This is a genomic window from Shewanella psychromarinicola, from assembly GCF_003855155.1.
Classification (GTDB): domain Bacteria; phylum Pseudomonadota; class Gammaproteobacteria; order Enterobacterales; family Shewanellaceae; genus Shewanella; species Shewanella psychromarinicola.
In genome coordinates this window covers 4,690,681-4,706,732 of the sequence record NZ_CP034073.1, presented here as the reverse complement: position 1 = coordinate 4,706,732, position 16,052 = coordinate 4,690,681, and the positions used below count along the sequence as shown (strand labels likewise).

At 44.1% G+C, this 16,052-nt stretch carries 14 protein-coding genes; all 14 read left to right on the top strand.

Annotated elements, in window-relative coordinates:
• The 14 genes from flgF (at position 1) to EGC80_RS20365 (ending at position 15,808) form a co-directional block, all read left to right on the top strand.
• Positions 1 to 741, top strand: coding sequence for a flagellar basal-body rod protein FlgF (gene flgF / locus EGC80_RS20430; protein ID WP_124011943.1), 741 nt, complete (start codon positions 1 to 3; stop codon positions 739 to 741).
• Positions 742 to 756: 15 nt separating this feature from the next.
• Positions 757 to 1,545: a flagellar basal-body rod protein FlgG gene (gene flgG / locus EGC80_RS20425; protein WP_101032351.1), complete on the top strand. Its 789-nt coding sequence runs from the start codon at positions 757 to 759 to the stop codon at positions 1,543 to 1,545.
• Between the two features lie 9 nt (positions 1,546 to 1,554).
• Positions 1,555 to 2,229 carry a flagellar basal body L-ring protein FlgH gene (flgH, locus tag EGC80_RS20420; protein WP_124011942.1) on the top strand — a complete coding sequence of 225 codons (675 nt, stop codon included), beginning with the start codon at positions 1,555 to 1,557 and terminating at the stop codon, positions 2,227 to 2,229.
• Positions 2,230 to 2,239: 10 nt separating this feature from the next.
• Positions 2,240 to 3,346, top strand: coding sequence for a flagellar basal body P-ring protein FlgI (locus tag EGC80_RS20415; protein ID WP_124011941.1), 1,107 nt, complete (start codon positions 2,240 to 2,242; stop codon positions 3,344 to 3,346).
• A 17-nt stretch (positions 3,347 to 3,363) separates the two neighbouring features.
• Positions 3,364 to 4,548, top strand: a complete 1,185-nt coding sequence (flgJ, locus tag EGC80_RS20410; RefSeq protein WP_164839509.1) for a flagellar assembly peptidoglycan hydrolase FlgJ — start codon at positions 3,364 to 3,366, stop codon at positions 4,546 to 4,548.
• Positions 4,548 to 6,467, top strand: coding sequence for a flagellar hook-associated protein FlgK (gene flgK / locus EGC80_RS20405; protein WP_124011939.1), 1,920 nt, complete (start codon positions 4,548 to 4,550; stop codon positions 6,465 to 6,467). The genes flgJ and flgK overlap by 1 nt, the downstream gene beginning before the upstream one ends.
• 10 nt (positions 6,468 to 6,477) lie before the next feature.
• Positions 6,478 to 7,683, top strand: coding sequence for a flagellar hook-associated protein FlgL (gene flgL, locus EGC80_RS20400; protein ID WP_124011938.1), 1,206 nt, complete (start codon positions 6,478 to 6,480; stop codon positions 7,681 to 7,683).
• A gap of 153 nt (positions 7,684 to 7,836) precedes the next feature.
• Positions 7,837 to 9,294 carry a flagellin N-terminal helical domain-containing protein gene (locus EGC80_RS20395; RefSeq protein WP_124011937.1) on the top strand — a complete coding sequence of 486 codons (1,458 nt, stop codon included), beginning with the start codon at positions 7,837 to 7,839 and terminating at the stop codon, positions 9,292 to 9,294.
• A gap of 202 nt (positions 9,295 to 9,496) precedes the next feature.
• On the top strand, positions 9,497 to 10,948 hold the full coding sequence (locus EGC80_RS20390) for a flagellin N-terminal helical domain-containing protein (RefSeq protein ID WP_124011936.1): 1,452 nt from the start codon (positions 9,497 to 9,499) through the stop codon (positions 10,946 to 10,948).
• 233 nt (positions 10,949 to 11,181) lie between these two features.
• On the top strand, positions 11,182 to 11,679 hold the full coding sequence (locus EGC80_RS20385) for a flagellar protein FlaG (RefSeq protein WP_233768557.1): 498 nt from the start codon (positions 11,182 to 11,184) through the stop codon (positions 11,677 to 11,679).
• A gap of 76 nt (positions 11,680 to 11,755) precedes the next feature.
• Positions 11,756 to 13,120, top strand: a complete 1,365-nt coding sequence (fliD, locus tag EGC80_RS20380) for a flagellar filament capping protein FliD (RefSeq protein ID WP_124011935.1) — start codon at positions 11,756 to 11,758, stop codon at positions 13,118 to 13,120.
• A gap of 69 nt (positions 13,121 to 13,189) precedes the next feature.
• Entirely contained in the window at positions 13,190 to 13,534 is a 345-nt protein-coding gene (locus EGC80_RS20375; RefSeq protein ID WP_124011934.1) for a flagella biosynthesis chaperone for FliD, FliT, read from the top strand.
• Positions 13,535 to 13,540: 6 nt separating this feature from the next.
• Entirely contained in the window at positions 13,541 to 13,945 is a 405-nt protein-coding gene (gene fliS / locus EGC80_RS20370; RefSeq protein WP_124011933.1) for a flagellar export chaperone FliS, read from the top strand.
• A 432-nt stretch (positions 13,946 to 14,377) separates the two neighbouring features.
• A complete protein-coding gene (locus EGC80_RS20365) occupies positions 14,378 to 15,808 on the top strand; it encodes a sigma-54 dependent transcriptional regulator (protein ID WP_124011932.1) in 1,431 nt (476 codons plus the stop codon).
• Positions 15,809 to 16,052 lie beyond the last annotated feature (244 nt).

The window sequence follows — 16,052 nt, the reverse complement described above, 5'->3', positions numbered from 1 at the left end:
ATGGACAAATTTCTTTATATTGCCATGAGTGGCGCAAAGCAAGGTATGAATGCCTTAGCAGTAAGTGCTAACAATCTTGCCAACGCCAATACTGATGGATTTAAAGCAGACATGGTCCAAGCCCGTTCAATGCAGGCCTTTGGTGAAGGCTTGCCTACGCGAGTATTTGCGATGATGGAAAGCCCCGGCAGTAACTTTAACGGCGGTCCCATTCAAACCACTGGTCGCGACCTTGATATCGCAGTTAAAGGCGATGGCTGGGTTGCCGTACAAGCGGCTGACGGTTCAGAAGCTTACACCCGTGCAGGCAGTTTGAAATTTGACAGTACCGGTTTGCTGTTAAATAGCAGCAATCGTCCAGTGATGGGCAATTCCGGTCCTATTGTGTTGCCTATCCCAATTGAGAAAGTAGAAATTTCGGCCAACGGTATTATTTCAGTTAGGCCTCAAGGGGCGACGGCCGAAGTGGTCGAAGAAGTGGCGAGGATTAAATTAGTTAATCCTGGTAACGAGAACATGATGCGCGGCGAAGATGGTTTGTTCCGCCTTATTGCCGGTGGCGATGCGCCAAAGGACCCCGGGGTTGAAGTTGTCAGTGGCGCAGTTGAAGGCAGTAATGTCAATTCAGTGCAAGAAATGGTCGCCATGATCGATATTCAACGTCGATATGAAATGCAAGTCAAAATGATGAAGAACGCTGAAGAAATTGATAAGGCGTCAGCTTCTTTGATGAGAATCTAGTTAGGAGTAATTATTATGCATCCAGCGTTATGGATAAGTAAAACAGGTGTAGATGCCCAGCAAACCAACATTGCGGTTATTTCTAATAACGTGGCTAACGCCAGTACTGTCGGATTTAAGAAAAGCCGTGCGGTATTTGAAGACCTACTTTATCAAACCGTTAATCAAGCCGGTGGCATTAGCTCAGACAACAGCAAGTTACCCAATGGCTTAAATATTGGTGCTGGTACTAAGGTGGTTGCTACCCAAAAAATGTTTACCCAAGGCAACATGCTCACCACCGATAACTCATTAGATTTAATGATTGAAGGTTCAGGCTTTTTTGAAGTGCAAATGCCAGATGGTACTGCTGCTTATACCCGTAATGGTCAGTTTAGCTTGGATGATACCGGTCAGATTGTTACCCCAGGTTCAGGCTATGTGGTTCAGCCGCCGATCACTATTCCCGATGATTCCTCCAGTATTACCGTATCCGCATCGGGTGAAGTGTCTGTGCAAACGCCAGGTACTGCTGCTAGTCAGGTGATTGGCCAGTTAACCATGACCGATTTTATTAATCCGTCAGGTTTAGATCCCTTAGGACAAAACTTGTATACCGAAACGGGTGCCAGTGGCACGCCTATCCAAGGTACGGCATCCCAAGACGGTTTAGGTTCTATTCGCCAAGGGGCACTGGAAACCTCTAACGTGAATGTGACTGAGGAATTGGTCAACCTTATTCAAGGACAACGTATTTACGAGATGAACTCCAAAGTGATCTCGGCGGTTGATCAAATGCTGTCTTATATTAATCAGAATCTCTAAGGCGTTAAGATGATTAAATACATTGCGTTAGCGTCAGTGGTGTTATTAATTGGCTGTAGTTCTACGCCCAAGAAACCCATTGAAGATGACCCATTTTATGCGCCGGTATACCCAGATACGATACCGACACAAGTGGCGGCAACGGGATCTATTTATCTTGATAGCCAAGCATCAAGCTTGTATTCCGATATTCGTGCTCATCGCGTCGGTGACATTATTACGGTGACCTTAAAAGAATCAACCCAAGCATCGAAAAGCGCCAATAACGAAATCAAAAAAGACACTGATTTAAGCGTTGAACCAATATATGCCGGCGGCAAAAACATTTCCATAAGCGGCGTCCCAATTGATTTGGGTTACGGCGACAGCATGAATACCAAGCGCGAGTCTGATGCTGACCAATCAAACAGTTTAAATGGCAGTATTTCAGCCAATGTCATTCAGGTGCTCAGTAACGGCAACTTAGTGATCCGTGGCGAAAAATGGATTTCGATCAATAACGGTGATGAATTTATTCGCATCACAGGGATGATCCGCAGCGAAGACATTAACCCAGATAATACTATCGATTCGACACGAGTGGCTAACGCTCGCATTCAGTATAGCGGCACAGGTACGTTTGCTGATGCCCAAAAAGTCGGTTGGCTGAGTTCATTCTTTATGAGTGAGTGGTGGCCTTTTTAAGGAGTAATGGATGAAAACTAAACTGATTGTTGCGACTGTATCGTTAGTCGCGTCGATATTGATGTTAACCGCCTCTGTACATGCAGAGCGGATTAAAGACATCGCCAGTATTCAAGGGGTGCGAAGTAACCAATTAGTCGGTTATGGGCTGGTGGTCGGTTTGCCTGGTACGGGGGAAAGTACCCGTTATACCGAACAAACATTTAGCACCATGCTGAAAAACTTCGGCATCAATTTACCTGATTCGGTTCGTGCTAGCTCAAAAAACATCGCTGTCGTTGCGGTGCATGCAGAAATGCCAGCCTTTATTAAACCGGGTCAAAAACTTGACATTACTGTGTCCAGTTTAGGCCAAGCAAAAAGTTTACGTGGCGGCACCTTATTACAAACCTTCCTAAAAGGGGTGGACGACAATGTCTATGCCATTGCTCAGGGCAGCTTAATTGTCAGTGGTTTTAGCGCTGAAGGGCTTGATGGCTCATTGGTGATCCAAAATACCCCAACGGTCGGCCGCATTCCCAGTGGTGCCATTGTCGAGCGCAGCGTGGTCAGTCCCTTTGCCAGCGGTGATTACCTTACCTTCAATTTACGTCGTGCTGATTTTTCTACCGCTAAACGCACCGCAGATGCGATTAATAATTTACTCGGCCCCGATATGGCCAAGGCCATTGATGCCACCTCTATTCAAGTGAGTGCGCCACGGGATGCATCACAGCGAGTGTCATTTTTATCGGTATTAGAAAACATCGACGTTATACCGGCAGAAGAATCTGCCAAAGTGATTGTTAACTCACGTACTGGCACCATAGTGGTTGGCCAAAACGTTAAGTTATTGCCAGCCGCGGTGACCCACGGCGGATTAACAGTCACCATTGCCGAAGCCACCCAAGTGTCACAACCTAACGCATTAGCGGGCGGGGATACGGTTGTTACCGCCAACAGTACGATTGACGTGTCAGAAAAAGATCGTCGCATGTTTATGTTTAACCCAGGCACCACACTTGATGAACTCGTCAGAGCCGTGAATTTAGTGGGCGCAGCCCCATCTGATGTCCTTGCCATACTCGAAGCGTTAAAAATGGCAGGCGCTTTGCATGGTGAACTTATCATCATCTAATAATTGTCGGAATGACTATGGATAAGTTGTCAGCTTCATCGAACTTTTTGGATCTAGGAGGACTAGATTCACTTCGCGTCCAGGCCCAGAAAGACGAGAAGGGGGCACTTAAAGAAGCGGCTAAGCAATTTGAAGGTATTTTTATTCAAATGCTAATGAAAAGCATGCGAGATGCCAATGCCGCGTTTAAGTCAGACAGTCCAATGAACAGTGAAACCACCGCGTTTTTTGAAAAAATGCGCGATGAGCAAATGTCGGTCGATCTATCAAATAAAGGCATGTTAGGGCTAGCTGAGATGATGATGCAGCAACTAGACCCTGAAGATAGCGCCGTTACGCCAGCATCGGTATTGCGTGGCAATAGCGATTATAAAGTTAATCCGAGTATGTTTGCAGCGCCGCCAACGGCATTAGATAACGACACCCTTGATGCCATTGCGCCAAAAGATCAAATAGCAGCATCGCATTCTATTATCGGCCATTCTGTTATTGCCCATTCTGTTATAGATAACGCCGAATCTATGCGACCTATGTCGACCCAGCTTTCTAATGCGTTAGAGGCTAAACCGTTATCCAGTGTGTTAGACCGTGAGCAATTAGCGAGTGTGTTACGCGGTGAACAATTAGCCAGTCAAGCAGCGCAAGCAGGCAAAGGTTTGCCGCAGGCAGATGTTACTGTGCCAAAAGATAAAGGCATTATGGTGAGTCAATTTACCAGCCCTGAGCATTTTATCTCAGTGTTATATCCCCACGCTGAAAAAGCGGCTAAATCTTTGGGAACCTCTGCAGAAGTGTTAATTGCTCAATCCGCGTTAGAAACGGGTTGGGGCCAAAAAGTGGTACGTCGTAACGACGGCACCATGAGTCATAACTTATTTAATATCAAAGCAGACAAACGTTGGCAAGGTGAGAAAACCTCAGTCAATACATTGGAATTTGAAAAGGGCATTGCGGTGCAACAAAAAGCGGATTTCAGAATGTATGACAACCTTGAGCAGAGCTTTAATGACTTTGTGTCGTTTATTAGCCAAGGCGATCGTTATCAAGATGCGCGCAAAGTGGCCGCTGAGCCGACTCAATTTATTAAAGCGTTGCAAAAAGCCGGCTACGCCACCGACCCTCAATATGCCGATAAAGTCATCAATGTGATGAAGTCGGTAAAAGAAGGCCTTAAATCTGTATTACCTGTGGAGACTCAATAATGTCGATTGACTTACTCAATATCGCTCGCACAGGTATTCAAGCATCCCAAGCACAATTAGGCGTCACCAGTAATAACATCGCTAATGCCAATACTGAAGGTTATAACAGGCAAGTCGCGACTCAGGCGTCATCACAATCTCAACACTTGGGCAATAATTTTTATGGCACCGGCACGTATGTGTCCGATGTTAAACGTGTTTATAACGAATTTGCCGCACGTGAGTTACGGATTGGCCAAACTAGTATGAGCGCGGCTGAAACCTCTTACAGTAAGTTAAGCGAACTAGACCAAATTTATGCTCAAGTGGGCCAAATGGTGCCCGAAAATTTGAATAACTTTTTTGCCAGCATTAATAGTGTCGCCGATTTACCCAGCGACCTTGGTATTCGCAGTAGCAGCCTTAGTTCGGCGCAGCAGTTGGCCAATGGCCTAAATCAAATGCAATCACAACTTGATGGCCAGGTGAAACAAACCAATAGCCAAATTGAAGCCATTACTACTCGTATTAATGAGATTGGTAAAGAGCTAGGCAGCCTCAATGTAGAGTTGATGAAATCTCAAGATCAAGACAGCCAAGTGCTAGACAAGCAAGGTGCTCTCATTCTAGAACTGAGCGAATATGCCCAGGTCAATGTGATCCCGTTAGACACAGGTGCCAAGTCCATTATGCTTGGCGGCTCAATGATGTTGGTGTCGGGTGAAGTGTCAATGTCGATGGGCATGAGTGCCGGCGACCCTTATCCCAATGAGCCGCGCATTAATGCCTCCATTGGCGATAAAACCCTTAATGTCGATCCGTCTAAATTGGGCGGCCAATTAGGCGCATTATTTTCTTTTCGGGACGACACCTTAATACCCGCCAGTACTGAACTTGGCCAATTAGCACTTGGGGTGGCAGACACCTTTAATGGAATGCAATCAAAAGGAATTGATTTAAATGGTGAGGTTGGCAGTAACATTTTTACTGATATTAACGATCCGTTAATGGCATTAAGCCGGGTAGGGGCGTTTTCAACCAATAAAGGCACTGCAACAGGAGTGTCAGTCAATATTGATGATGTTGGCGCGTTATCGGGTGGCAGTTATGAGTTGAGCTTTATCTCGGCAACAAATAACTACCAACTGAAAGATACTCAAACCGGCAAAGTGTCACCGTTGGTATTATCAGGCAGTCAACTTACTGGCGGTGCAGGTTTTAGCATTAACATTGCCAGTGGCGCAATGGCCGATGGCGACAAGTTTGAAATTCGCCCAACTGCGGGTGGCGCTGCAGGCTTAAAAGTGGTGATGACCGACCCTAAAGGCATTGCCGCCGCAGGGCCGACCTTAACATCGGCCACTGCTAACTCAGGTAACACGGCCATTAGCTTAAATAGCATGGATTCATCTGCTGGTGGCTTTCAAGGTATCGGATCATCTATTACCTTCCAACTTGATACTGCTGCGAACACATATGAATCTTTTAATGCCGCTGGTGCCTCATTAGGCACAGGCGCTATCACAAATAACAATATCAACGCTTTTGGTATGGATTTCGATATTACCCGTAATGGTACCGCTACCGCCGACAGCTTTACGTTTGATTTGTCATTGGCCGAAGGTGACAACAGCAATGCGGTAGCAATGGCGAGCTTATCAAATAGCAAACTAATGAATAACGGCACGGGCACATTAACCAGCGTATTTGAAAATACTAAACTCGATATCGGCAGCCAAACTAAATCTGCTGAAGTGCGCGTTAGCTCCGCCACGGCCATATATCAACAAGCTAGCAACCGTGTTCAAAGTGAGTCAGGTGTCAACCTTGATGAAGAAGCCGCAAACTTAATGCGCTTCCAACAATCTTATCAAGCCTCCGCCAGAATTATGACAACAGCCCAAACCATTTTCGATACTTTATTCAGCTCGGTTCGCTAGGAGATAAATCATGAGAATTTCTACCGGACAAATGTTTCAACAAAACACCAATAGCATTTTAGAAAAACAATCTGCCACCAACACCATCATGGCGCAAATTTCCAGCGGCAAAAGGGTTAACACCGCCGGCGATGACCCTGTCGCTGCCATTGGTATTGATAACTTAAAGCAAAAAAATGCTTTGGTAGACCAGTTTGTAAAAAACATTGATTACGCCACCAGTCATATTCAACAAGCCGAAAGCCAGTTAGGCCAAGCCGATACCTTGGCTGGCAGCATGAAAGAGTTAGTGCTCCGCGGCGCCAACGGCAGCATGACGACTGCCGAGCGGCAAGTGATTGCCGATGACATGCGTCAAAGTCTTGAGCAATTAATGTCCATTGCCAACACCAAAGATGAATCAGGTAATTATATCTTTGCCGGTAATAAAACCAACAGTACGCCGTTTGCTTTGGATAATAACGATCAAGTGGTGTACAGCGGTGACTCAGGTACTCGTAAAAGCAATATTGCCGCAGGGGTGCAAGTTAATACCAATGTGTCAGGCGATGCGGCATTTATGAACGCCGCCAATGCCATGGGCGATTACGGCGTCAATTATTCGTCAACCCAGCAAGGTGATTTTGTCGTAACTAGCGCCAAGGTTACTGACTCGACAACCTATACTACTGGTTCTTATAGCTTTAGCTTCGCCGACGACGGTGCAGGCGGGCTTAATGTTTCAGTAACCGACAGCGCGGCCCCCCCGGTTACTACGGTAACGGCTTTTGATGCATCTGTGCCGGTCAGCGTTAACGGCATGGCAGTCAAAATAGACGGCGAGCCTAAAGCAAACGATAGTTTCAGCATTAAAGAACAGCCACAAGTCAGTATTTTCGAGACCTTCAGCAAGGCTATCGCATTATTTGAAAGCGGCGATGACGCCCAAACCCCTGCCGGTAAATCAGAGTTGGCACAACTATTGAATAACATTGATAGTGGCGTCAATCAAATGAGTCAGCAACGCAGCGTTACGGGCAACAGCCTTAAAGCGCTGCAACAGTATAGCGACAATCATACTGATGAAAAATTGATTAACACCTCGGCATTATCAAGACTAGAAGATTTAGATCTTGCCTCGGCCATTACCGAATTTGAAAAGCAACAATTAGCGCTCAATGCCGTATCGAGTGTGTTCAGTAAAATCAGCTCGACCAGTTTATTTGATTATATATAAACATAATGTAGATAGGTTCTTATGCTTGGTCAGTTTTGCTTGGCCTTAAGTCAGTATCTATCGATAAGTTCATACACCTTAAACAGTTTGCATGATTAACCGTTTAGCCAAGCTCCGAGTCTTGGCGTTCAACTAAGAAGAGGATTCAATATTATGGCTATTTCAGTTAATACCAACGTTACATCCATGAAAGCCCAGGGCAATTTAAATAAAGCGCAAACCGCTACTTCAACCTCCATGGAGCGTTTAGCGTCAGGTCTGCGCATCAACAGCGCTAAAGATGATGCTGCTGGTATGCAAATCGCCAATCGTATGACCAGTCAGATTAACGGTATTGGCGTCGCCATTCGTAATGCCAACGATGGTATTTCGATTGCACAAACTGCTGAAGGCGCCATGAATGAGTCGACCAATATATTGCAACGGATGCGTGACTTATCATTGCAATCTGCCAACGGTTCAAACTCATCTGATGACCGTGCAGCTATGCAAAAAGAAGTGAATTCATTACAAGCTGAGTTAACCCGTATTGCTGAAACTACCTCATTTGGTGGCCAGAATTTACTCGATGGTTCTTATGGTACTCAGTCATTTCAGGTCGGTTCTGATGCCAATCAAACCATTGATGTGTCACTGAAATCGGTATCTGCCACCAGTATTGGGGCGTATCAAAGTAACGCTGCAGGTAGTCTATTTGGTGGAGGGCTTGTTGCCGCCGCGGCTGGCACAAATGGTTCAACGGGTGAAACGTTAACCATTACTCAAGGTACTAGCACTACGAATATAGTGTCAGTAGATGAAGATACTGCCACTGAGTTGGTCTCCAAAATTAACCAAGCCGGAACGGGCGTAACCGCTTCTGCTGAAACGACAGTCCAAGCTAATTTAACTGCTGCATTTGATACTTCGTTAATCATGAATGTTGATGGTGGTAGCGGGAAAACAGCGTCTTTAAATTTAACCGGTATTAGCTCTAACGCTGACCTTGCAACCGCGATAAATGATACCTCTGGTGATACTGGCGTAACTGCAAATTTGGATAACGGTACCCTGACTATCACCAGTTCTACCGGTGCCGATATTAACTTCACATCGCTGGCATCAAATACAACAGGTGCATTGGAGTTAAAGAACGTTGCTGCAGACGGTACAGCATCAGCAGCTACTGACGTAACCACCGCCGGTGTTGTAGCAACCGCGGCAGGTGCCATTACATTAAGTTCAGCTGACAGCTTTACGCTAACAGGTACAGCGGGTCCAGCTGAAATAACCGGTGAAGCGGCAGGTGTATTTGCGGGTGTTAGCACAGTTAATATAGGTACTGCATCCGGCGCGCAAAGTGCCATTGACATCATTGATGGCGCCATTGCCGGGATTGACAGTTCTCGTGCTGGCTTAGGTGCAGTGCAAAACCGAATGGACTTTACCATTAACAATCTGAGTAGTATTCAAAATAACGTCACCGATGCGCGTAGTCGTATTCAAGATGTTGACTTTGCTTCAGAAAGTGCTGAACTCAGTAAGCAGCAAATTCTATCGCAAGCCTCATCGTCTATGTTGGCGCAGGCCAATCAATTGCCACAGGTCGCGTTATCTTTACTCGGTGGTTAATGAGTAAAATAGTATTTTCTATAGTTAAATAGGCCCCTTTGTTAAGGGGCCTATTTTCTTTTTGTTACTGTAAAATAAAAATGTTGTCAAAAAAACTAAAGTTCCTCCGTTTATTGCCGTTAGCATAAGTGTAACCAATATGATCCGCCTGGCTTAATACAGACAGGCAATGTCTACAGTCAGGAATACGAGGAATTAAATCATGGCTATTTCAGTAAATACTAACGTCACTTCAATGAAAGCCCAGGGCAATTTAAATCAAGCGCAAAGTGCTACTTCTACATCGATGGAACGCCTTGCTTCAGGTCTACGCATCAACAGCGCCAAAGATGATGCTGCCGGTATGCAAATTGCCAATCGTATGACCAGCCAAATTAATGGTATTGGTGTGGCCATGCGTAACGCTAACGATGGTATTTCGATTGCACAAACCGCCGAAGGTGCCATGGGTGAGTCAACCAACATTTTACAGCGGATGCGTGACTTGTCTTTGCAGTCTGCCAACGGTTCAAACTCATCTGATGACCGTGCAGCTATGCAAAAAGAAGTGAATTCATTACAAGCTGAGTTAACCCGTATTGCTGAAACTACCTCATTTGGTGGCCAAAACTTACTCGATGGCTCTTATGGTACGCAAGCATTTCAAGTCGGTTCTGAAGCCAACCAAACCATTAATGTGTCACTAAAATCGGTATCTGCCACCAGTATTGGGGCATATCAAAGTGATGCAAAAGGTAGTCTATTTGGTGGAGGGCTTGTTGCCGCCGCGGCTGGCACCAATGGTTCAACGGGTGAAGAGTTAACTATTACTCAAGGTACTAGCGCTACGAAAATAACGTCAGTAGATGAAGATACTGCCACTGAGCTGGTTGCCAAAATCAACCAAGCCGGAACGGGCGTAACCGCTTCTGCTCAAACCAATGTTCAGGCTAATTTAACTGCTTCATTTGATACTTCGTTAATCATGAATGTTGATGGTGGTGCAGGGAAAACAGCTTCTTTAGATTTAACCGGTATTAGCTCTAATGAAGCACTTGCAACCGCGATAAATGATACCTCTGGTGATACTGGCGTAACTGCAAATTTGGATAACGGTACCCTGACTATCACCAGTTCTACCGGTGCCGATATTAACTTTACATCGCTGGCATCAAATACATCAGGTGCATTGGAGTTAAAGAACGTTGCTGCAGACGGTACAGCATCAGCAGCTACTGACGTAACCACCGCCGGTGTTGTAGCAACCGCGGCAGGTGCCATTACATTAAGTTCAGCTGACAGCTTTACGCTAACAGGTACAGCTGGTCCAGCTGAAATAACCGGTGAAGCGGCAGGTGTATTTGCGGGTGTTAGCACGGTTGATATTGGTACTGCATCCGGCGCGCAAAGTGCCATTGACATTATTGATGGCGCCATTGCTGGGATTGATAGTCAGCGCGCCGAGTTAGGTGCTGTGCAAAACCGCATGGACTTTACTCTTAATAACTTAAGTAGTATTCAAAATAACGTGTCTGACGCACGTAGCCGTATTCAAGATGTCGACTTTGCCTCAGAAAGTGCTGAACTCAGTAAGCAGCAAATTCTATCGCAAGCCTCATCTTCAATGCTTGCGCAGGCGAATCAGTTACCACAAGTGGCATTGTCGCTACTTTAATCACTCAGTGAGTGAATAGCAGCTTGATAGTAATTGACTGAGTGGATCAGTAACATAGCGTCAAATGGAAAAGGAAGATTCACACTGTTGGATCTTCCTTTTTGTTACTTACGCATATAAATTACATATGCACATAAATTAATAGAGCTATATAGGGTGGTAACTCTTGTGAAGGGGTAATGTTGCTTTGTTGACCAAGTAGTCCCAACGTGAAACACGTTAGAGGGAGTACAATGATGAGAGAGGATGTTATGGATAATAATTTACTGGGTATTACACATTCACCTGTAAGCCCCTCTGCAACAAATAGGCCTGTAGTTGCACTCAATAGACATGAAACCGGATTAGATGCTACATCTGATACCTCTGATACAAGTGTTGCTGCGCCGTTAACGGTTGAAAAAAACACTTATGTTGCAGAAGCCGACAAAGTGGCGCTGGCCAAGGCGGAAACTGAAACGGTAATTGAAACTGAACAATCCGTTGCGGATAAAGACCAACAATCCGAGGCTGAAGTATTGGCTGAAGTGGTTGAGCAGTTGTCTGAGGTGGTGACATTAATGAATAAAGGCCTCGCATTTTCGGTTGACGAAGATTCCGGCTCCGCGATTGTTAAAGTGATGGATATTGACACCGGTGACATTATACGCCAAATTCCCAGCGAAGAAGCTTTGGAGTTGGCGCAAAAATTGCAAGATGTAAAGGGCTTGTTGCTGAAAACTCAAGCCTAAATGATAGCTAATTCGCTTATTCGCTAATTAACTTGAAAATTTGACTACGCTTTTTATGAGATAAATTGAGGTAAATATGGGGTTAACATCGGTTGGACTGGGATCGGGTCTTGACATTAACGGTATTGTATCCGCTTTAGTTACCTCAGAGCAGGCTCCTAAGGTGGCACGATTTGACTCCACAGAGGGTGCCATTACTGCTGAAATATCAGCCTTGGGCTCATTAAAAAGCGTGTTGTCGGAATTTCAAGATAGCTTAAGTTTTCTGTCCAAAACAGATTCATTCGACAGTCAGAGCGTGAAACTTTCACAAAGTACTTATTTAAGTGCCTCTGTGAGTAATGATGCTGTGTCAGGCAGCTATAATGTTGCCGTTGAGCAACTAGCCCAAAGTCAAAAAGTTGGCTCTTTAGCCGTAACTGATGTAACTGCGCCTTTAGATGAAGGCTCGTTAAACTTTGCCGTTGATGGTGAAAGCTTTGATATTGCGGTGACCACAGACGATACCCTGCAATCGCTGGTGACTAAAATAAATGCTGCTGACGACAATGTTGGCGTGACCGCCACCATAGTGAACAGTGATGCCGGCGCCCAGTTAGTCCTCACCTCTAACAAAACCGGCACCGCTAATAATATGAGTGTCACCGCAACCGATACTGGCGCGGGCACAGTGCTTGCCGATACTTTTGTCATGACCGAACTACAACCCGCTAAAGATTCGATTATCTATATCGATGGCTTAAAACTCACCTCCAGTAGTAATACCGTTGATAATGCGATTGATGGGGTGACCCTTAATCTAAAAGATGCCGATATTGCTAAGTTAACCACATTGACGGTTGCCCAAAGCACCAGTTCAGTCAAAACAGGTATAAAAGCATTTGTTGAGTCATATAATGCCATGTCAAAAACTATTGCTGATTTGACCAGTTATAATGCCGCTACCGAGCAAGCGGCAGCTTTACAAGGAGACTCCTTGCCTCGCGGGATCCAAAGCCAGTTAAGAGGGGTGATTTCATCGGCATTTTCTACCTCTAATGGTAATTTGTCTCTGGCCTCCATCGGCATTACCACGACGCGCAGCGGCACTTTAGAAATTAATGATGATATTTTAACCGAAGCGTTGAAAAATAATGTTGCTGGCATTAAAGAAATGTTTACCACTGAAGATACCGGGGTGGCGGCAAAGTTAGACGGTTACCTTGATTCGTATGTTGGCACTGGATCTATTATTGATAGCCGTGATACCTCCCTTGATAATCGCTTAGATCGCTTGAGCGATCAGCGAGAAGCATTTGCCCGAAAAATGTCAGCATTTGAAGACCGCTTATTTAAACAGTATAACTATATGGATTTGATTGTCGGTCAATTGAGCACCCAAAGTGACAATTTACAATCGCGATTGGATTCTCTCCCTGGGCTTGTGAGACAAAATGATTAATCCAATGTTTAATCGAATGCTACCGGTTTAATCAATCTGTTTAAAAGAGAACAGCGAGTTGACAATTATATGACGACCACAGAACAACAAGTGTTAATTGATAATTTGGATGCCATTAGCGAACAATGCAAGACGGTATTGAACAGGTTAAAAAGCAAAAATGACCTAGAAGAGTTTGATGAGTTGGTATTAAATTTGCAAGAATTGGTTGTTAAGCGTCAAAACTTATTGAATGTTTTGATTGCCGACTATTCGTTTACGCAAAGAGATTATTTGGAACACCAATTAGAGCTGACATTGAGTCTTGAGGTGAAAGCAAAGTTAGTCATGAATAGTTTGCATTCTGAGATACATCTAGGAAAGAAAAACCAACGTCAACTTGATGTTTATAAAAGTATAGATTCAGATAGGTAGGTATTTATGAGAAGCTCGCTACGGTCATATCGAAAAGTTTCGCTAGAAAGCGAAATTGCGGTGGCTTCACCGCATCGCATTATACAAATGATGTTTGAAGGCGCATTGCAGCGTATTGCACAAGCTAAATATGCCATTCAGCAGAAAAGTCATGCGCAAAAAGGAGAAAATATCGGTAAAGCAATTAGTATTATTGCTGGACTGAGTGGTAGCTTAGATATGGATGCTGGCACCGAAATATCTGCTAATCTAGACTCACTTTATGAATATATGTTGAGACGATTATCTGAGGCTAATGTGGCTAATGATGTGGATATGCTCGAAGAGGTTTCTGCTTTACTCAGAACAATTAAAGAAGGCTGGGATGCCATTCCGCAAGACATGCATGAGTTAACCTCTGAAGCCAGTTAAAAATGGCTATAATGCTGCATCAAACTAAAAAAGACGCTTAGCGTCTTTTTTGTTGTGTGGGAAAAATGAACGCGTTAACGTTTAGTGGGTTTATGTTTATCATATTGGTTATTTTAACGTGGTCTAAAATTAATTTTGGCTAAAAAATCATCACTCTTAGCTGAAAATGCTATCTGTTGTAGATAAAATGTCACTGATGCTTGCTTATGCTGAGCTGATAATACAATATTTATGACCGAGTTCGTTTTTCTTAACTGTATTTAACAGATTAACGATCCTGTTTTAGGAAAAATGCTAGAATAGCCCCAGTGTTGTAATTTTTGCCAGTATTGTTGTCAGTATTTATGGCAACAATGTACTTTGGTTTTTGTTGCTGTGTGCGGCATAATCATCCCGAATAAATACCTATAACAAGAGCTTTTGGCCTTCTGAATGATGCAAATAGAACAAAGTATTTTAATTGTCGGTACCCCATCAGAGCGCGTGACTCGTTTGTGCTGCATTTTCGAATTTTTAGGCGAGCAGTGTGAAATTGTCTCTAATGAATCTTTTACAACCTTAATCGAGCAATCTCGCTATCGCGCCGTTGTTATTTTGACGGATGACATTGTCTCAGACAGGATCAAAAATATTGCCGCCATTGTGCCTTGGCAACCTATGTTGTTACTGGGTGATACCGATGCAAGTTTATCAAATCTGCTCGGGACTATCGAAGAACCGATAAATTATCCACAATTGACTGAGCTGCTGCATTTCTGTCAAGTGTTTGGCCAAGCAAAAAGACAACACACCTTAACCAGTGGTAATCAAACCAAGTTATTTCGCAGCTTAGTGGGCCGCAGTGAAGGCATTGCTAAAGTTCGCCATTTGATTAACCAGGTGTCAAGTTCTGATGCGACCGTCATCGTGCTGGGTCAATCGGGTACAGGTAAAGAAGTGGTGGCGCGTAATATCCATTATTTATCTGAACGACGTGATGGGCCATTTATTCCGGTTAATTGTGGTGCTATCCCTGCTGAGTTACTTGAAAGCGAATTATTCGGCCATGAAAAGGGCTCTTTTACAGGTGCTATATCAGCCCGTAAAGGCCGTTTTGAATTAGCTGAAGGTGGCACGCTATTTCTAGATGAAGTAGGTGATATGCCACTGCAAATGCAAGTGAAATTATTACGGGTATTACAAGAGCGCGTTTTTGAACGTGTGGGTGGTAGCAAAACGATTGCCGCTGATGTTCGCATTATTGCGGCGACGCATCGCGATCTTGAAACCATGATTATAGACAACTCATTTCGTGAAGATTTATATTATCGACTCAATGTGTTCCCAATTGAGATGCCTGCACTAAGCGAGCGACGTGATGATGTGCCCTTATTACTTCATGAGTTAGTCAGTCGAGTATTTAATGAGGGGCGTGGTAAGGTTCGTTTCACCCAACGAGCCATTGAATCGCTAAAAGAACATAATTGGTCTGGTAATGTGCGTGAATTATCGAACTTGATTGAGCGGTTAACGATTTTGTTTCCTGGCGGATTGGTCGATGTTAACGATTTACCGCATAAGTATCGTTATATTGATGTACCAGAATACTGTGTAGAAGTCAGTGAAGAGCAGTTAGAGCGGGATGCGTTAGCGTCGATATTCAGTGATGAAGAGCCTGTAGAAATACCTGAAACGCGGTTTCCGAGTGAATTGCCGCCTGAAGGGGTTAATTTAAAAGACTTACTGGCGGAATTAGAAATTGACATGATCCGTCAAGCACTTGAGCAGCAAGACAGTGTTGTAGCAAGAGCGGCTGAAATGTTGGGTATTCGTCGTACCACATTAGTTGAAAAAATGCGTAAATATGGTTTAGGTAAAGACTAACTAAACGCTATTTCTAGAAACGCTATTATTAAACGCTATTACTAGAAACGATAGCTGAGAACCATAGCTGAAAACCATAACTAAAAACCATAGCTAAAAACCATAGCTAAAAACAATTACCAACACTATACCATTGACCTAAATCATAAAAACACACCATTGAGTGTGTTTTTTTGTTTTTATTGTTAGGTTTTATTGTTAGGTTAATGTCAGTTCAGATTTTTTCAGTATTCACACACTATTT